Genomic DNA, 19,511 nt, shown 5'->3' on the forward strand with positions numbered 1-19,511 from the left:
ATAGATCATGCAAAACTTTCCATTAAGCTGCTGTCTCTTGCTTGCGGGATCTCTCTTCGCATTTTCACTGATTGGTTGTCAGACAACACCACCCACTGACTACGCACCGGAACTGACACTCGATCCAACCCATGAAGTGCCATTAATTGGCTGGTGGTATAACGGCACTCAAGTACTTCGACTCGAAGACAATTCTCAATATCAATTGTTTGCTGACACAAATAGATACGCGAGACCACTGTCTAATGGCCGTTGGTCGCAAAAGACATACGCAACGCTTTTTCTTTCTCCCTACAACACCCCGACAAGCATGCGACAGCGAATTACCATTGCTCGTGACGGAGAAAATGTAACATTAAAAATCCCCGACTATGCAACGTTCTCGCGTTGGGATCCACAAAACGCGGCTGGCATAAAAGAACTTGCGACTCAGTGGAGAAGTGCTGCTGGAACCCTCGATCTTCGTAGCGATCAGAGATATGTCTATCGGCCAGTTCCAAATTCGAGCCAAGCCATGAGCGAGGTTGGGCACGGAGGTGTTTGGACACTTGAAGATGGTGTTGTGAATCTCTTCCCAGACCCACAAGGCGTAGACGAATTGTCATTTGAGATACGTCAGCAATCAGATTCTGATGACACGATTGAGCTTTGGTCAGAATCAGTCATCTATTTTCCCGCCTCAGAATAAGGCCCTGCCCACCTCAAGCGATGTTGTTTTCACGATCAACAGCTTCACCATCATTCTTCTCACGACAGCGCTCATTACAGATGTAAAAGAGGCCGGAGAGACGGAGAAGAAACTCCATAGAGTGAGGTCTCCTGTATGATTAATGACCATTCGCCTGACAAGTAGCGCTCCTTGACGGACAGAACCTTATATTACTGTGCTGCTTCGATGCGTAGCGACCCAATCAGGTCGCTACACTCTGCTGCTCGTACAAATTGACTGACACTCCTGAAACCCTCTTCCAAACTGTGATCGCGTGCCAATACGTAACTTTTCCATCATCGCCCACATCGACCACGGCAAAAGCACCCTTGCCGATCGTCTTCTCCAGGCCACGAGTGCTATTTCACAACGCCAGGCACGTGCCCAGATGCTCGACACCATGGATTTGGAAAGAGAGCGTGGAATCACCATCAAAGCATCGGCCGTCACCGTTCATCACGTGGTTGATGGTGAAGAGTATGAGCTCAACTTTATTGATACACCAGGCCATGTTGACTTTACCTATGAGGTATCGCGAGCGCTGACTGCTTGCGAAGGCGCGATTCTTGTCGTTGATTCAACCCAAGGCGTTGAGGCGCAGACGGTGGCAAATGCCTTCTTGGCCGTTGAAAGTGATGTCGACCTCATTCCAGTCATTAACAAAATAGATCTACCAGCTGCAGACCCTACTCGGGTCGCAATGGAGATTGAACATGTTCTCGGGCTGCCGGCTGAAGACTGTCTTTTGTGCTCAGCTAAGTCAGGTCAGGGAATTGAAGATCTTCTTAAAGCGATCTGCTTGCGTGTACCCAAGCCTCGAGATGAGGCGGTCAAGCAAACACGAGCGCTCATCTTTGATTGCCATTACGACGACTATCGCGGCGTGGTTGTCTACTTCCGCGTATTCGATGGATCGCTCAAGATTGGTGATCGAATTCGAATGATTGGTACCGGTCGGACTTACAACATCACCGAACTTGGGCGATACACGCCTGAACCAACAAAAGTCAAAGAACTGAAGCATGGCCAAGTTGGCTACATGGTTGCTGCCATTAAGACCATCGCTGATGTTCGCATTGGTGACACGATTACCATTGAAAGCGATCCCGCTCCAGAACCATTGCCAGGCTATGAAGAGCCAAAGCAAATGGTCTTTTGTGACTTTTACCCTGCCACCAGTGGCGCTGAATCCGGAAAAAAGGGTGACTACGAAACCCTCCGTGACGCGATCGAGCGATTACATATCAATGATGTCAGCTTTACGTATGCTGCCCAGCACTCCGAAGCCCTCGGATTCGGCTTTCGGTGCGGCTTTCTTGGCTTGCTTCACATGGAAATTGTTCAAGAAAGACTTGAACGCGAGGGCGGCGTCGAGATTGTGCAAACCGCACCAACCGTTGGCTATGAAGTGCTCAGCACAACCGGTGAGTTGATAGAGATTCATAACCCAGCTGAATTACCCGATCCCTCTCAAATTGCGGAGATTCGGGAACCAATCGTCAAACTAGAAATCATTTGTCCAAATGAGAATATTGGCGATCTTATGAAACTGTGTGACACACGCAGGGGTTTATTCAAATCACAAACCTATCTTTCCGACACGCGCCAAATCCTTGATTATGAATTGCCGTTGGCAGAAATCATTTACGACTTCTATGACAAACTAAAGTCGATCACCCGCGGCTATGGAACCATGGACTATGAGATTGTTGATTTTCGCGCTGAGAGGCTCGTCAAAGTCCACATCATCGTCAATGACCAAATCGTTGAAGCACTGAGCTTTATTTCACACCGCTCGAATGCAGAAGCTCGCAGCCGCAACATTCTCATTAAGCTTAAAAAGCAAATTTCTCGCCATCAATTTGAGATCCCCTTACAAGCCGGCATTGGTGGCAAGATCATCGCTCGAGAAACTATTAAATCCGTCCGAAAGAATGTCACTGCCAAGTGCTATGGTGGAGACATTTCACGAAAACGAAAATTATTAGAAAAGCAGAAGCGAGGAAAGAGGCGAATGAAAACTGTTGGCTCAGTTGACATCCCTCAGGAAGCTTTTCTTTCCGTACTCGAACAAGAATAGAGATGAACCAGCTTCGCCTGCCGCAGCGAACTGGGACCGGAGACAACATGAAGACAAAAGCCTATGCGCTCCTTTTCTTTCTACTAGGGGCTTCGGTCGCTGGCAACGCTATTCTCCTGGCGGCCACGTCAAAGCAAGAAGATTCCCCCGCGAAACAAGCGCCCTCACTTGGTCCTGCATCGAGCCTGACACTCGTCAACGATGACAAGGAAGTCGTTCTTTCAAGCCTTGACGATCGACTGTCCTGGGGCACAAACATCTATCAGAAGGCGTATAGCGTTGGCTTCATTAATGTTGGCCGCGTGCTGAACCCGCTTCTGTCATCTACGCAGTTCCAGGAAGAACGTGAACAGTTCCAAGATGAAATTAAAGAGGGCGAAGCTGAGTATCAAGAGCAGCTCGAATCACTGGCTGAACAGATAGATGGCGTTGATCCAGAGAGTCCTGAAGGACGGGAGATCATGACCCAAGGAAGAGCGAAGAACCAAGAACGGCAAGAGTGGTTACGACTCATGATGGCCAAACGCAACCAATTGGAATCCGGCCATTTGTCCACGGCTTATCAAGAACTCATTAGCGCTGTGCAAATCGTCGCAGAACGCAAAAAAATCGATATCGTTCTTCGCACCATCCCACCTGAAGACGAAATTCTTGGCAAGGATATTGATGCCACCATGCTACAGATTCGACTGCGAAGCGCGCTGGTCTACCCTGAAGATCTAGAGATCACCGAAGATGTCATGAATGAACTAGGCATTGATCAGGACTGAGGTTGACCGCGTGGAACATTTTGGTTTTTTACTGGCTACCAACCTCAGCCTTTCGAATCTCGTACGCCTCTAAAAAACACTTCACGAATTCATTCTTCACTTGATCAATCGTGGGACATGAATCACCCAACTGTTGCTTTAACGACGTCACTGGCCGACCTGCAAGCCCACAAGGCACGATAAAATCAAAGTGACTCAGATCAGTTGTTACGTTGAGTGCCAAGCCATGCATTGATACCCAACGTGATACTCGAACACCCATGGCACATATCTTGGCATCAGGCCCGTCTTGCTGATTTGGAATCCATACACCAGTCGCGCATGTATCTCGCTGACCAGCAATGCCATACGTCTTGAGTGTGGCGATCACAATTGATTCCAGCCATCGCATGTATGAGTCAATTCTGAATTTCAACAGGTTCAGATCAATAATGACATAGCCAACCAGCTGGCCGGGTCCGTGATAGGTAATATCACCGCCACGATTCGTCTCAACAACTTCGACACCAGCGGACGCCAGTTGCTGTGGCAATGCGGTGAGATGATCCGCCACGCCGGGACGGCGGGTCATTGTGATCACTGGCGGATTGTGCTCCACAAGGAATAGTGTGGGCTGACTCACTGCACTCGTGCCCCTGGCCTCAATAACCTGAGCCTGAGCTTCTTGCTGTCTCTTAAATGCGGCGGCGTAGGACATCTGTCCAAGATCCTGGACCTGCACCTGTTTGGCCATCGGCTGATTGAAATCATTATTTGGCACTGACAAGCTCTCTAATGGCGTTTTCTAAGCATTCAGTTCAGTTCGTGAGGATCGAATGATCGTTCAAGACTATATTCTCTGATCAATACTGTAGCTCTCTCAGCTCTCAGCCAGGCGATTTGGGATTCGATCATGACCAATATCCATACAAGCTCGATCATCGAAGGCGATGTCCAATTCGCTGATGACGTAACGGTAGGCCCCTTCTGCCATCTGATCGGACCAATCACCATTGGCGCCGGCACCAAGCTGATCAGTGGAGTTCATATCCATGGGCCGTGCACGATTGGCAAAAACAACCTGATCTATCCGGGGGTGTGCTTAGGCTTTGCACCACAAGACTACAGTTTTGACTGTGCAGAACTCGGTAGTGGTCTTGTTATTGGTGACAGTAATACGTTCCGTGAACACGTTTCAATTCATCGCGCCACTGATTCTGAGCATCCGTCCACAGTCGGAAACCATAACTACCTCATGGAGCAAGCTCACATCGCTCATGATGTGAGATTAGGTAACCACATCACAATCGCTGGCTCTGCTCATCTTGCTGGTCATTGCTGGGTAGATGACAAGGCGGTTCTGGGTGGACTCATTGGCATTCATCAGTTCTGCCGTATCGGGCGCGGCTCGATGGTCGGCGCGTGCCTCAGCTTCAGCCAAGATCTCCCGCCTTTCTTTAGCAGTAATGTGCCCCGCGTCATTACAGGAATCAATCGCATTGGTATGCGTCGAATGGGCATGTCAGTCCAAGACATTCGCGTCGTCCGTGAGGTATTCAACATTCTTTATCGACAAAAATTGTCAAAGACGAATGTTGTCAAGACACTTAAAGAACGCGATGAACATCCGATCGTTACGGAGTACATTGAATTCATTGAAACTTCTCGACGTGGTTATGCACCAATGGTCGATAAGCGAAAGGGTTCACGGTACGAACCCACTGAATCGCCAGATTAAACGCCTGGCCAGAGATCGGAGACAAGGATGTCGATTCATCTCAGTGTGCTTGGAAGCGGATCCGCAGGCAATTCCACGCTTGTATCAATATCAAATCAGGACAACGGCCAACCAGACCGACGGCCATTTAATTTGCTCATTGACCTAGGACTATCCCTTAAACAAACACGTTTGCGTTTAGAAGGTCACGGGGTGAGCATCGATCAAATTGATGCCGTCATTCTCACCCACCTCGACCAAGATCACCTGCGTCCAGTCTGGCGGAACACGCTTCAGGCTCACCAGATTCCTGTACACATCCATCAGATCCATGCAAGCGCCGCATCACGGATCCTTGCCGCAGAAACGATTGTCTCTTATGAAGAAGAGATCAAATTAGAGTCAATAATCAAGATCAGGCCAGTACAACTCGCTCACGATACGACAGGTACTATTGGATTTGTCATCGAAGCCCACAGCAAAAGATTGGGCTTTGCCACAGATCTTGGCCATGTTCCTAATGAGTTACTCGAGCACTTTGTTGATCTCGACGCGATCGCCCTTGAATCGAACTACGATCCCGACATGCAGCGTGCAGCCGATCGCCCTGCTTTCGTTAAGCAGCGTGTGATGAGTGGCCATGGCCACTTGTCTAATGCAGAAGCGCTTGATGCAATTACACGTATCGCCGCCCGCTCAAACTTAGATCATGTGGTACTGATTCACTTGAGTAGGCAATGCAACTGCCCCGAGGTGGTGAGTAGATTATGGCAACAACAGGCGCCCGATCTTCATGCCCGGCTTACTATTGCTGACCAGCACGCGCCGACTGAATTGCTTCAGCTCGGCCCACCAGTGGCCATGGCAGAGCTTTTTTAATTGCCATTGGCTGAGGCCGGGCCCACCTCTTCTGAGCACTGCACAGGAATGTCGCCCCCCATGCCCTGAGCCTGCTGCGCATGCCACTGCTCAGCATCCAATGGGAAATGCCCTATTGGCTCTCCCCAACCCAGTAACGGAACAATAAGTGGGAATGCTGAAGGACTTGGAGATTCAAGGTCAAGGACCTGATCCCCGAGCACCGCACCATCAGCATCGAAACTGCGATAGACCTGATGAGGACGTCGGCCTGTCATAACCATGCAACCTTTCAGCAAGCCACAAAGATAAGACTCTTCACGGTCAATCCACCATGCCACTGGCTCTCCCGGTAGCACGATGGTGCCAGGTGCCATGACCGCAACACAACCAACATCACATGGTGCTGCAATAAATGAAAGGTCGATTGCTGGAATGATGTATCGATCAGGCCCTGGCCACCAAAGCTCTACCAGTCCTGCATACTGCGAATCTACCAATGCCGTTTCAGCCGAATCTACGATGCTACGAACAGAATCTGGAGCAGCCTGATCAATCGACCCCCAAACCGCTTCGACCAAATCAAGTGACTCATCGATCAACATTGCTGCACGGTCACGAGCAACTGGCCTTTCCTCAACAGGAAGATCTCCCAACTCATTAAGGGCGAAGGTCACCGCTTGCAATGTGATCAGTGGCGCCATGCTGCGACGCCAGGCCGGGCCATCATGCTCCTCTGGGATTGCCAGTGATGCCTGGGCAGCCTGCGTCCACTGTGCAAGCAGGCCAGTCCAGGTAAGAGCGCGTTGGTTCATTTCCATATCAATCAGACTCCACTATCAAATCAAGGCCCGATAATCACCATAGCAGCTGTTATTCGATAGAGAGCTGCTTTGTGCCACGCATTTCCTGCGATTGGTTGAGTGAGGATGCCGATACCACCTTCCCATGACCACTAAACGTGCAACAGCTAAAGGCCGCAACGGGAAGAAGGCTCAGAACGCTTCTGAGGTACTTCCACCAACGATTGGCAGCCGAATTGTATGGATTGTGACTGCAGCAATCTGGACGTTCTTCTTTGTCTCCCTTGCGAGCTTTAATCCCGCCGACCCTCCGAGCCATACGGTCGCCGTTCATAGCCTAGAAATTACCAATCTTTGCGGCCCAATTGGTGCCTATGTGGCCTATTGGAGTTACTACCTGCTTGGCATTGGTGTATGGGTCATCCTGCTGGCAACAGGCACCTGGCTTGGCATCTGTGTATCGGGAAGGACCCTTGACCACATCGCACTTCGTGGCCTGGGCGTCGCATTAACGGCTATTACGGTCTCATGTTTTCACCAATTACTCTTCCCAGAAACCGGTCCCATGGCTGGTTCTCCTGCGGGCCTTGTCCCCTACTTCATCGTTTCTGAACTCGCTCCGCGTTTTAGTCGCTTCGGTAGTGGACTCATCATTCTGGTGGCGCTGGCCGTCGGTTTACTGATCGCCGCTGACCAAGTGGTTTTCCGATTGATGAGTTTGATGGGCAGAGGCTTTCGAGCCGCAAGTCAATTACGTGAACTCGAGCGACCTGGATGGATGCAGCGTACTGACCAAAAACCCAAGAAAAAGAAGGCCAAGGCACGCAAGCCGCGTCCTTCCGAGGACAGTTTGCTGGAACGTCTGTTCGCATGGTTCCCGTACCGTATTGCCCGCGTAGATCAACTTGAAATCGCCGGTGTTGGGCGACATTCCGGAGTAGAACTCGAAGACGGCGAGGAAATCGAATACGTCGACGAATATGAAGACGGTGATGAAGAAGAAGGCGAAGAAGGCGAAGAAGAGTACGAATACGAAGACGAATATGAAGATGGCGATGCCGAAGAAGGTGAAGAAGGCGAAGAAGAGTACGAATACGAGGAAGAAGAAGAAGAAGAAGAAGAAGAAGAAGAAGACTCCACACCGGCTCGTCGCCGTCTCACTGCTGCTCAACTTCGCGAAAAAATCTCAAAACTGCCATTGCGAATTGGCTCTTCAGCCAAGACCGTAGTGAAAGACAAAGATATCCCACGAGAAGAGAACTTCGAAGGTTATAAATTCCCTGAACTCAAGCTTTTAGAAGAAGCCGAAACTGGTTATTCCAAAAAGCAGGAAACACTCGTCCGCAAACAGGCTCAGCAACTTGAAGAAGCGCTTCGTACCTACAACATTGATGGTGAGGTCGTTGGCATTGAGTCTGGACCCTCAGTTTCGCTCTATTCTGTTCAGCTCGCTCCAGGCACGAAGGTACGGAAGCTCAGTGAGGTCTCAAGCGACCTGGCTCGTAGTGTTCGAGCGCAGAATATCCGCATTGTTGCAAATATGGTCGGCAAGACGACTGTTGGAATTGAAGTGCCCAATCTCAAACGCGAGAAGGTGCGCCTCAAAGAACTGATGAATAGTAAGGCCGCTGAGGGCATGAATTTACCCATGTTCTTAGGGAAGGATGCGGCTGGCGATGCACTCGTCGCCGATCTGACCCAGATGCCCCATATGCTCATCGCTGGCACCACCGGATCAGGCAAGAGTGTGTGCATGAACTCAATCTTAATGAGCTGGCTTTACACCAAACGCCCAGATGAATTGAAGCTCATTCTTGTCGATCCAAAGATGGTTGAGCTCAGCCAATTTAGTGATATCCCCCACCTCATGTGCCCGGTTGTCACCGAGATGTCTCGAGCAGCTGGCATTGTTGAATGGGCCGTCAAGAAGATGGAGGAGCGATACGATCTCTTCCGGAAGACCAAAGTGCGTGACCTCGCAGGTTACAACAAGCTCACCGACGAAGAGCTCTACGAAGCGATGGAACCCGCAAACGATAAAGAACGGGCGCTCATACCTAAAAAGCTACCCTTCATTGTGTTTGTCATTGACGAGCTTGCAGATCTCATCTTGACCCATAAAGAAGTCGAACAGGCCATTGTCCGTATTGCACAAAAAGCCAGAGCTGTTGGCATCCATCTGATCTTGGCAACACAGCGACCTCAAGCCAATGTGGTCACTGGTTTGATCAAATCCAACATGCCATGCCGAGTCAGCTTTAAAGTCTCAAGTAATCAAGACTCACGCATTGTCCTTGACCAAAAGGGCGCCGAACTCCTATTAGGGCAGGGTGATATGCTCTTCGTTACGCCACAGTCGACAGAGCTGCGCCGCGCTCAAGCAACACTCGTTGATGACGCCGAAATCCGAAAAGTCACAAAGTTTGTTAAGTCAGTCGCCACGCCAAACTTTGAACGAAGCCTGATTGCAATCAAGCCTGGCCAAGCTGATGTTGAAACAACCGGCATTGATCATCGCGATGGTTTGTTCGATGAAGCTGTCCAAATCATTATTGAATCAGGCCGCGGATCAGTCTCCTTACTACAACGACGCCTTGCGATTGGATACAGCCGCGCTTCTCGACTCGTCGACCAAATGGGCCAGGCAGGCATCCTTAGTGATCACAAGGGATCGAAAGCGCGTGAGGTACTCATCACTATGGACGAGTGGCAACACATGCAGGCCATCGAAGCGGGTCACACCGAAGAAGAGGATGACTTGGGACCATGCTTTGGTGAAGGCGATGATGAGGCCGCCATGGCCACTGTGCCTGATGAATATGCGGATGAGTTCAGAGGCTAGGCTCTAGACCAGCCAACGACGCAGAATCCTGTACTTCAAAAAATTTTGTTGCCAGTGGCTCATTCATAGCGATACTGAATAGGTCAGCTTCGCTACTGACAACAAGTCCGGCTATGCGAAAACCGCATAAAAGGCTTGAGGCTCAAGCGACGACCAGGCCTCCAAAAAAGATGGGCCTGGGCGATGTGCCCCTTGGGACGCCGAGGGGAAAAGGAGCTCGGCGGCGCCTGTGGCAGTTTTTGTCGCAAGCGTGACGGCTGAGGAGACTTCTTTTTTGAAAGGAGGTGATTCAGTGAATCTAGAGTCTGAATGTACAAGGAGGTTGCACAGGTAACGGTGCATCCCGACGGGGCATGCCGTTGTGCAACCCCCTTATGAAACAGCAGCCCTGACTTCACGTCAGGGCTGCCTTTTTTTTGGTGCCAGGGGCCCTCATGCCGCACATGCCGAGGGGGGGTGTATGCTGGTGGTTCCTATGAGCCAACCTACAGACCAACCTTCCAGTGACTCCACCTCTCCAGCCACCTCCCTCGAAGCAGCAACCGAAGCACACGTGGCTACTGCTCAAGAGATCTATCAAGGCGGCGGCACCCGAGGAATCGACCGTCAACATAAACATGGCCGCATGACCGCTCGTGAGAGATTAGAGCAGCTGATCGATGCCGGGCTCCCTCGCTATGAATGTGGCCTCTATTCGGCTTGGAAGATGTATCAGGAATTTGGTGGTGTGCCTGCTGCAGGCGTGATCACGGTCATTGCACCTGTTGGTGGCCGCCTCTGCATGATTGTGGCCAATGATGCCACGGTGAAGGCGGGCGCCTTCTTCCCAATGACCTGTAAAAAGATTATCCGTGCTCAGTCTATTGCTGAAATGGCACGCTTACCACTTCTATACCTCGTTGATTCAGCTGGCGTTTTTTTACCGCTTCAAGAAGATGTGTTCCCAGATACGGATGACTTCGGTCGCATTTTCCGTAACAACGCGGTGATCTCAGCGCAAGGGATTCCTCAACTCGCCGCAATTATGGGCAACTGCGTTGCAGGTGGCGGGTATCTACCGGTCTTATGCGACACCCTTCTTATGACAAAAGGCAGCGGCCTCTATCTTGCTGGTCCAGCACTCGTCAAGGCGGCCATTGGGCAGGAAGTTGGCAGCGAAGAGCTCGGTGGCGCATCGATGCATGCGGAGATTTCAGGGACGATCGATTTTGAAGAGCCGGATGATGAAGCCTGCCTCAAAAGACTTCGTAGCCTTGTCCATGCCGATCTCTCAACACCTCCACTTGGCGATCCGCTTTTTGAACCAGTTGCTCCTAAACGAAGCGCCAAAGATGTCTACAAGATCTTTAAATCTGAGTCACACGAACAATATGACGTTCGCGATATTCTCGAGTGCATTGTCGATGATGAAAGCTTCGATGAATACAAGGTTAACTTTGGTGCCTCTATGGTCTGCGGATACACCCGTATCGGCGGACGCCCTTGTGGCATTGTGGCCAACCAAAGAAAATTAACAACAAAGAAAATGCCGGGTGGTGCGTCAGGTCCTTCAACCTCTGTCAACATGCCTGCCGTGATCTACACCGAATCTGCTGACAAAGCAGCTCGCTTCATTATGGATTGCAATCAAAAACGGATTCCAATCATCTTCATTCATGACACCACCGGCTTTATGGTGGGGCGAGACTCTGAACAGGCTGGCATCATTCGTTCAGGAGCCAAACTTGTCAATGCAATGAGTAACTGTGTTGTTCCTAAAATCTCTTTGATTACCGGCGCGAGTTACGGCGCTGGCAATTACGCCATGTGTGGGCGTGCCTTTGACCCACTACTTTCTATGGCCTGGCCTGGCACGCGGTGCGCTGTCATGGGCGCTAGCCAGGCAGCTCACACGCTGCTGCAGATCGATCTTTCGGCGCGTGAACGTCGTGGTGAGGAAATTGACCATGAGATGCGACAGACTTTGCTTGATGGCATTACCGCCTCTTACACTGAACAGCAAGACATTCGCTATGGTGCTGCGCGCGGCTGGATTGATCGAATCATTGAACCACATCACACACGAGATGAATTGGAATTTGCGCTCGCAGTATCAGTAGGATGTGATACTTCCAAACCATTTCGAACAGGCGTATTACAAACGTAGACAAAGCCATGAGCATATCGCTAACTGATAAGGCTATTATTATCACTGGTGCAAGCTCAGGAATAGGCGCTGCCACTGCACTTGCATGCGCGAGCGCAGGCATGCCAGTGCTACTCAACGGCCGCCATGAAGTGCGACTGGAGAATGTTGCCAAGCAAATCCGATCACTTGGTCAACGCGCAGAGATTGTGGTTGGTGACGTCACTGACAGCAATTTTTCAGAGCAACTTCTTGATACTGCGGAACATTCTTTTGATGGGTTCTACGCCGTCTTTGCCAATGCCGGAATTGGGCTCGATCAACCACTCAACAGCATGAGTACTGAAGAAATCCGCAGACACTTTGAAATCAACTTCTTCTCTTCAGTAGATCTCAACATTCAGGCAGCCAAGCGACTCATTGCCGACAACAAATCAGGACACCTGATCACAAACTCGAGTTGCTTAGCTAAATTCACAATTCCTGGGCATGGTGCCTATTCCGCCGCAAAGTCCGCCCAAAATCATTTCAGCCGTGCGATGGGCATGGAACTCAAAAGCCACAACATCTACGTTTCAAGCGTGTTGCCTATTACCACAGCCACCTCTTTTTTTTCAACCGCCGCTACGAAGCGTGGTTTGGATGGTCCTCAGCACATGCTGCCGACTCATACGCCAAAAATTTTTATTCAAAAGCCAGAGCGTGTTGCTCGAGCCATCGTTAAATGTTTACGCTCACCGCGACCAGAAGTCTGGACGAGCTTTACTGTTCGTTTGACGGCGGCAATGTTCACGCTCAGCCCCCGTCTCGCAGATTTTATTTTATCCAGAAGCGGCACGCGCTAAATACAAGACGCCAGATTGCTTCTGAAATGACCAAACATGGAGCTTCTCCGCTGGTCAATCACAATCCATTTTCTCTTACTTTTCCAAGAGTGCATCAATAGCTTCAAGCCGTTTTTTATGTAAAGGCCGGCCTGGCTCTAGGATTGTCAAAGCAACAATATGGCGATGCGCTTGAGAGAGCGCCTCTGCCTCAACTGCAATCGCTGCTGCAAGCTCACGATATGGTGCATGATATGGATGAATTTCTACCGCCCGGGTCATTTTTGAAAGCGCACGATCAAGATCGCCTGATTGCCGGTAACTCTCCGCCAGCTGCACCGCATAGACCGGCGAATTTGCTTCGACATGATCAAGAAATTCAAGATGTAATCGAGCTTGCTCATCGAGACCGTCAGCCCCCAACAACTTAATCAAGCGACGTCTCGGTGCTGGATCAATCGGACGCAAAGCAACATATCTCTCAAGCCACTCGATGCGCTGCTCATCGGTGACTTCTTCTCGCTCCAGAAGACGCAGCATCTTCATCTCAACTAAATCGGGATGTGTTGGATGAGTCCCAATCCAATCATCTAACCATTCATCACTGATTGGGATCATGCCTGTCGGTGGGGCTGGCCATTGACGCGCTTCGATTGGCTCGCGCCCAGGACTACCGGGGCGACCCACTTCACCGGCGACCATTCGAGCAATTTGGTTCAGGCGCTCCTGTGACTGAGCTTGCGCGATTTTAGAGAGTTTCGGATCGCGATCGATCGCTTGATCCACAAGTGACTGTATGCTTGGCTCTGCCGCTAAGCCCCATGCCTCGACCTCACCCTGAGCCCACATGACAAAGCGCTCAAAAAAGGTTTCCTGGCTCATGCCCAGCGCGCCCAAGAAGGCGGCTTCTGGCCGATCCCCTTTTTGCATCCGATCGAGCAAGTCAACGAGCACAGGCATACCCCATTGCTTGATGATGAACTCGACCATCCAGTTACCTTGGGAGTATGCCTGCCCAATATCACTTGGTTTTTTTGGTCGAATAAAAGCCCAGTCAATCTCATCCATCTTAAACAGATCGCCTGTTTGCAACGCATTGGCCAACATGACATTTCGTTCGTATGTACGCCCAGCGCCCTCCATATGCACTGCAGCGCCCTCCGTCAGCCAGCGTGGCACACGATTATTCGACTGCGCCAAATTGACCGTATGCGTAAACTCATGCTGAAGGACGCGTGGCCAATCAAAGGTGCCACGGTGTTGCGAAGGTCGGCCTGAACGAGGCACTTCCATTGCAATAACAGGTCCCGTGCAAGCCGCAATCGTGTGCACATCTGGCATACCAACCACCCGGACAGAAAACCGCTGGTGGTCTGGCATGACCTCTAGGTATGTCTTACCACGCGGTTCAAAATCAAATGGCTTGGTGACATTCTCATAAATCTGCTCCATGACCTCTGGCATCATTGCCACCAATACTTCATCGACGCCCGGCTTATAACGTATGACAAAGTGCTCGGTTTCAATCGTTTCATATTCCGCGAGCTCTTCGAGTAAGAAGCGATAGTTCGCCGCCGCAACATGAAACGGGTCGAGCCGGGTCGCTTGCTCCAAAATAACCAACGCCTCATCAGCTCGACCGGTCTGGAGCGCGATGCGTGACAACTCAATGACTGGCGCTGCCCAGTTTGGGCGACGCTTCCGAGCTTCAGCTAGATACGCCACTGCCGCTTCATATTGATGGTTCCTAAGCAGATGCCGCCCTACCTCAAAGAATGCCTGGGGACTTCCCGGCGCCATCGCATCGGCAATGGCAAGCTCTTGATCTGCAGCATCTCGATCGTACAGAAGTGCGTAGGCTGCCGCAGTTTGAATACGCGGCTCCATGAGATCGGGCCAAAGCTCGCTCATTGACTTGGCCATCTGGAGCGCACCTTCAGGATCATCTCTTCGCAAACTTGTCTCAGTCCGAAGTATCATCGCTTTAGGATGCCCGGGTTCAATAGCGTCAAGAATATCTGCCGCATGCTGCGCTTCATCGAACAACATGTTTTCCAGCGCAACCAGGCCCAATAAATACCATGCCTCTGAACTACGGGGATTCAATGCAATCACCTCATGCAGTGCGGCGATTGATTCTTGAACCTTACCTTTCTCAAATAGAATTTCTGCTTCTACAAGTTTTGCTGGCCAATAGAGTCGATCCACTTGTTGGTGGACTTGACCAATTCGCTTCATCATGGATTGGAATCGGTTTGTCGGCTCATCGTTAATACGCTGAAGCAAACGAGACGCTCGCACATGTTCGGTCAGATCCTGAGCGGTCGGATGATCCATTTCATTAACTTGTGCAACGGCAGCCTCTGCTTGTTCTCTAGCAAGATTAAATTTACCAAGGCGCTCATGGGCCTCTGCACTTTGCCGCAGCGCCGTAACAGAATTTGAACCAACCAAAACTGATAGGGCGGCCTTAGGATCACCGCGATAAAGATGTGCCTCTGCGCGCAACTCCTTGCTCGCGCGCGGATCTTTGAACAACGGGTCGTCTAGTTTCCAGAGCATGAGCGCTGCAAACGCACGATCTTCTGCTGTCACAAGATCTCGCTCATCCCATACACCATGAAAGAGACGCATTTGACGTTGCTCTGGCTCTGTCAGCCATGGTTGCTCCATAGCAGTAGCAACAACTGGCGACAACAAAGGTGTGGTGGGCACCAGCGATGACTGTTGAGCGAATGTCACCTGAACCCAACAGAAGGCACTTAGCAATAGAGTGGTTCTAAAACTCTCTGTTAACCACCGACAATTCATGCGTCACCTTTCCAAGGTCGAACATCAATTGACCATTCAGAAGAATCAGGCGTTTCAATTTGTAGCTTTGCTCGCTGTTGGTCATCGAAATCTGGATTAGCGATTAACTCAGTGAGTCGCACCGTCTTTGTGTCACCATTGCTAGCGACCATATAAATACCATGCGGTAGCCCTGTCTTCAGATCGTAGAAGAGATCGATATATGTAAAGTCTTCTGCTTCAGGTGTGTGGGGCTTTGAAGTGAGACGAAGACCAGTCAGCGCTTTCTCATTTGCCAATGATAGAAGTGGCCCTTCTGTAGGCAACGGAATGCGCTGCACCTGAAAACGCCTTAAGACATCCTCACGACGCTGGCCTATTGGAAGTGGAATGGGACCTTCACCAATCCGTAATGGATCAAGCGTCTGTCCCGGAGCAACAATTTGTTGTTTGATGAATTGTTTGTTCGCATGATCCACTTCGGCAAGCCACTGGCCATCAAAAACATAATGGCGGAGCTGATTTTCTTTACGACGATTAATAATGACCGTGTCAAACAAAATAGCGAACTGGCGGTTGTCCCCATCCTTCATATACAGAACTTCGCCACGTCGAATCTCCCGCCGACCAAGTAACTCGTCCTCTTTTGCATAAGTGACATCGGCCGTAAAGCCGTTGAGCTGTGCGCCTTTGGCCTCCAACGTATTAAGAATGTCAATGACACCATCTTCATGACTTGTGTCAGTCGTTGTTTCAACTGCGGGCTGCGATGTCGGTGGATGAAGTTCATCAGATTCAGTGATGGGCGCACTGGTTTGGACCACATCAGAGAATGGCTCAAGCGGCGCTCGCCAGAGAGAGAAGAACAATAAGATGATGATAATCATGTGAAGCATGATGATTCTCGCCTAGCCAAACCAGTCACTTTCTGACAAGCCCTCCTAAGAAGCCTAGCACGATAAAAAGACACACGGCCAGGAAAGACCTGCACTTGTTTTTAATGAAAAAGTCAGCTTTCTTGGGGCAACAAGATGGTCACGACATGGACCTCAATTGCACGCCCCTCACCCACAGCATCAACTTCCTCATGGGTCTTCCCTTTGAGATTCACCTGCCCCTCCTGGCAGCCCAGTAATCTGGTGATCTGAGAGGTCATCTGAGCCTTGTACTTTGATATTCGTGGCCGCTGGCAAATCACGGTGATATCTATATTGCCGATATCGAAGCCGGCTGAGTGCATGAGAGAAATAGCCTCCGTTAAGAAGACATCAGAGGCCATGCTCTCAAATTTAGGATCATTGTTCGGGAAGAGCTCGCCAATGTCTGGTTTCCCAAGAGCCCCAAGAATTGCATCCGTCACTGCATGAAGCACTGCATCACCATCAGAGTGGCTAATTGGTCCTCGATCGTGGTCTATCTTGCAACCAGCCAAGATCAGGGATCTCCCCATGCCTGATGGAGGGAGTGGCTCAAGACGGTGTAGGTCATAACCGTGGCCAACCCTTGGGAATGATTTTTGATGCCCATTCATGGCTGTACTGTACCTCCCTACGGCTCATCACCGCAGATCAACCGCTGACAAACTTCGAACCAGCGTTTCCTGTGGCCTATACCCCACCTTTGACCGATAAGGCCAGTGAATACATGCACTGATACGGCCCTCATCGGTCTTGAGGATAACCGTACTGATGCCCAGGAGCCGCTCCCATGCGAAAGATCTCTGCCCTAAGTCCTCTGATGACCCTCATATTTGGTCTCATGGCAGCACTCACTATGTCAGGCTGCTATACCCCAGCAGGTGGCATCCTCCCATGGAGTGGTGGACCAGCAACCTACTACTCGACATCCATGATGCCGATGAACGTGACCCTGGTTGATGTCAGAACTGAGGAAGTAGTCTTCCGTGTGGACATCCCTGTTGGCAAACAGCTCACACTGCAATTCTTCTCTAATCAAGGCAGTGATACTGTGCATCGCCCCGACCTGATGCGTTACGAGATCTTCGATATTGGCACCAAATTCGGACATTTGAGCAACTCGATCACCATTCCAAATCAGTGGTCACGACGTCTCGATGTGTCAATGCGAGATGGGCCTGAATACGCCGAGCATCCGCCCTATTCTGAACTTCGCACCGATGAAGTCCTCTCGATTCCACCTGATTGGACACCGCAAGGTGGCCCTCCGCCAAAAGATATCCCAGGGCTCGAAAACTACGACGATCAGTAGGCTTTGGGCCTCCAGAGCCACTATTTCCGCGAAGCTGACCGGCATCCCCTAAAATGTCACAGTTCAGGTGTCGCACACCTACTTTTTACGAGGGATGGAAAATGAGCAAGCTTCGTGGGCCAGAAGAAAAATCCGATACCGACGCCGTCAGTCAGGGATTGAATCCTGAGACAATCACCATGTCAGGCTATATCGTCGACCCTGTCTACGGCCCCGATGGCGTGCGCACCACCAGCCCTGAATCTGATCAGGTCCCTGACCCTCGCATTGGCAACTCAGGAGCGTTCCCTTACACGCGCGGCATTCATCCAGAAATGTATCGCAAGCGACTATGGACCATGCGTCAGTTTGCAGGGTTTGGGTCAGCCGACGATACCAATGCTCGCTTCAAATATCTGTTAGCCAATGCCAAAGGTACGAAAGCAAACACCGGCCTGTCTACTGCTTTTGATCTACCCACATTGATGGGTCGTGATAGTGATGATCCGCTTTCTGCTGGTGAAGTGGGGCGATGTGGTGTTGCAATCGACACGCTCGAAGACATGCACCGTCTCTATGCAGATATTCCGATCGATGAAGTGACCGTCAGCCAGACAATCAATGGCCCGGCCTGCGTCATCTGGGCACTCTATCTTGCCATGGCTCGGCAACGGAATATGGACTGGAAGAAGCTCGGTGGCACACTTCAAAATGACATCCTTAAGGAATTTCATTCACAGAATGAATTCATCTACCCACCTGAAGCATCTGTCAAACTCGTCGTCGACACAATCGAATATGCCGCCCTGCATCTACCTCGCTGGAACTCTGTTTCTATTAGCGGTTATCACATTCGAGAGGCCGGTTCAACGGCGACGCAAGAGCTTGCATTTACATTGCGAGACGGCATGGAATATGTGCAGGCTTGCATTGACCGGGGGCTTGATGTCGATGTATTTGCCCCTCGGCTTTCATTTTTCTTCAATAGTCATAGCGAGTTCTTTGAAGAAATCTGCAAACTCCGTGCAGCCCGGCGCATTTGGGCCACCACCATGCGAGATCGCTTTGGCGCTAAAAATAGTCGCTCTCTCCTGATGCGAACACATGTCCAGACTGCTGGATGCTCCCTGACCGAACAGCAGCCGATGAATAATATCGTGCGCGTTGCTTATCAAGCCATGGCTGGGGTTCTTGGTGGTTGTCAGAGCCTCCATACAGATTCCATGGATGAGACACTCGGCCTTCCAACCGAAACAGCTGTTCGGGTTGCACTACGCACACAACAGATATTGGCCCATGAAACTGGTGTCCATCGCACCGTGGATCCACTCGGCGGAAGTTGGTTTGTTGAAGCACTCACTGATCGAATGGAAGAGGATGCCAATGAGATCATCAGTGAAATTGATGGCATGGGTGGTTGCGTTGAAGGCATCCATCGCGGCTATTTCCGACGTGCAATTGCTGAAGCAAGCTACCGATTTGGACAGGAGATGGAGGCTGGAGACAGAGTCATCGTTGGCGTCAATGCCTATCCAGAGGGGAACGACGAACACCAGGTTGATATCTTAGAGATTGGCCATGACGTTGAAGTCAACCAATGCGAGCGGTTAGCCGCTCATAAGAAAAATCGAGATGACGAACTCGTGCTCAAGTCACTGGATGAAATCCGCCAAACGGCTCGTGACGACAAAAACGTCATGGATGCGCTGGTCGAAGCATCACTTGTTGGCTGCACCCTAGGTGAGATGGTTCAGGCAATGGCTGATATCTATGGCCGCTATATGGGTGGCCCTGAGTGGTAAAAAC

General features: G+C 50.6%; 15 protein-coding genes. 10 read left to right on the plus strand and 5 right to left on the minus strand.

All coding sequences use genetic code 11. The features are described from left to right. The first annotated feature begins 7 nt into the window (after window positions 1-7). The 3 genes from P8J86_01230 (at window position 8) to P8J86_01240 (ending at window position 3,559) form a co-directional block, all read left to right on the plus strand. Complete coding sequence (locus P8J86_01230; protein ID MDG2053308.1) at window positions 8-688, plus strand: hypothetical protein; 681 nt, start codon at window positions 8-10, stop codon at window positions 686-688. A gap of 295 nt (window positions 689-983) precedes the next feature. Beyond that, complete coding sequence (lepA, locus tag P8J86_01235; protein ID MDG2053309.1) at window positions 984-2,789, plus strand: translation elongation factor 4; 1,806 nt, start codon at window positions 984-986, stop codon at window positions 2,787-2,789. A 2-nt stretch (window positions 2,790-2,791) separates the two neighbouring features. Next, window positions 2,792-3,559: an OmpH family outer membrane protein gene (locus tag P8J86_01240; protein MDG2053310.1), complete on the plus strand. Its 768-nt coding sequence runs from the start codon at window positions 2,792-2,794 to the stop codon at window positions 3,557-3,559. A 28-nt stretch (window positions 3,560-3,587) separates the two neighbouring features. Here P8J86_01240 and lipB read toward each other — a convergent pair whose 3' ends face one another. Continuing rightward, the gene (gene lipB / locus P8J86_01245; protein ID MDG2053311.1) at window positions 3,588-4,319 is read right to left on the minus strand and encodes a lipoyl(octanoyl) transferase LipB; all 732 of its coding nucleotides are present in this window, start codon (window positions 4,317-4,319) and stop codon (window positions 3,588-3,590) included. A gap of 132 nt (window positions 4,320-4,451) precedes the next feature. Here lipB and lpxA point away from each other — a divergent pair, with 132 nt between their 5' ends. Beyond that, the gene (lpxA, locus tag P8J86_01250; GenBank protein ID MDG2053312.1) at window positions 4,452-5,276 is read left to right on the plus strand and encodes an acyl-ACP--UDP-N-acetylglucosamine O-acyltransferase; all 825 of its coding nucleotides are present in this window, start codon (window positions 4,452-4,454) and stop codon (window positions 5,274-5,276) included. A gap of 27 nt (window positions 5,277-5,303) precedes the next feature. Continuing rightward, window positions 5,304-6,134, plus strand: a complete 831-nt coding sequence (locus tag P8J86_01255) for an MBL fold metallo-hydrolase (protein ID MDG2053313.1) — start codon at window positions 5,304-5,306, stop codon at window positions 6,132-6,134. Here P8J86_01255 and P8J86_01260 read toward each other — a convergent pair. Continuing rightward, window positions 6,131-6,928, minus strand: coding sequence for a hypothetical protein (locus tag P8J86_01260; protein ID MDG2053314.1), 798 nt, complete (start codon window positions 6,926-6,928; stop codon window positions 6,131-6,133). The two genes, P8J86_01255 and P8J86_01260, sit on opposite strands and share 4 nt — an antisense overlap. Window positions 6,929-7,061: 133 nt before the next feature. On the opposite strand from P8J86_01260, the gene P8J86_01265 reads away from it, so the two are divergent. From P8J86_01265 to P8J86_01275, 3 genes are all read left to right on the plus strand, one after another. Beyond that, window positions 7,062-9,758: a DNA translocase FtsK gene (locus P8J86_01265; GenBank protein MDG2053315.1), complete on the plus strand. Its 2,697-nt coding sequence runs from the start codon at window positions 7,062-7,064 to the stop codon at window positions 9,756-9,758. A gap of 475 nt (window positions 9,759-10,233) precedes the next feature. Continuing rightward, window positions 10,234-11,904, plus strand: a complete 1,671-nt coding sequence (locus P8J86_01270; GenBank protein MDG2053316.1) for an acyl-CoA carboxylase subunit beta — start codon at window positions 10,234-10,236, stop codon at window positions 11,902-11,904. A gap of 8 nt (window positions 11,905-11,912) precedes the next feature. Beyond that, window positions 11,913-12,728: an SDR family NAD(P)-dependent oxidoreductase gene (locus P8J86_01275; GenBank protein MDG2053317.1), complete on the plus strand. Its 816-nt coding sequence runs from the start codon at window positions 11,913-11,915 to the stop codon at window positions 12,726-12,728. A 75-nt stretch (window positions 12,729-12,803) separates the two neighbouring features. On the opposite strand, the gene P8J86_01280 is transcribed toward P8J86_01275, so the two are convergent. The 3 genes from P8J86_01280 to ispF form a co-directional block, all read right to left on the minus strand. Continuing rightward, window positions 12,804-15,518 (minus strand): tetratricopeptide repeat protein, encoded by a 2,715-nt coding sequence (locus P8J86_01280; GenBank protein ID MDG2053318.1) that lies wholly within the window; start codon window positions 15,516-15,518, stop codon window positions 12,804-12,806. Then, entirely contained in the window at window positions 15,515-16,393 is an 879-nt protein-coding gene (locus tag P8J86_01285; protein MDG2053319.1) for an outer membrane lipoprotein carrier protein LolA, read from the minus strand. Before P8J86_01285 ends, P8J86_01280 begins: the two co-directional genes overlap by 4 nt. 113 nt (window positions 16,394-16,506) lie before the next feature. Beyond that, complete coding sequence (gene ispF, locus P8J86_01290) at window positions 16,507-17,028, minus strand: 2-C-methyl-D-erythritol 2,4-cyclodiphosphate synthase (protein ID MDG2053320.1); 522 nt, start codon at window positions 17,026-17,028, stop codon at window positions 16,507-16,509. Window positions 17,029-17,204: 176 nt separating this feature from the next. Here ispF and P8J86_01295 point away from each other — a divergent pair, with 176 nt between their 5' ends. Next, window positions 17,205-17,726, plus strand: a complete 522-nt coding sequence (locus P8J86_01295) for a hypothetical protein (GenBank protein ID MDG2053321.1) — start codon at window positions 17,205-17,207, stop codon at window positions 17,724-17,726. Between the two features lie 101 nt (window positions 17,727-17,827). After that, window positions 17,828-19,507, plus strand: a complete 1,680-nt coding sequence (locus P8J86_01300) for a methylmalonyl-CoA mutase family protein (protein ID MDG2053322.1) — start codon at window positions 17,828-17,830, stop codon at window positions 19,505-19,507. Window positions 19,508-19,511 lie beyond the last annotated feature (4 nt).

This window comes from Phycisphaerales bacterium (assembly GCA_029268515.1).
Classification (GTDB): domain Bacteria; phylum Planctomycetota; class Phycisphaerae; order Phycisphaerales; family SM1A02; genus JAQWNP01.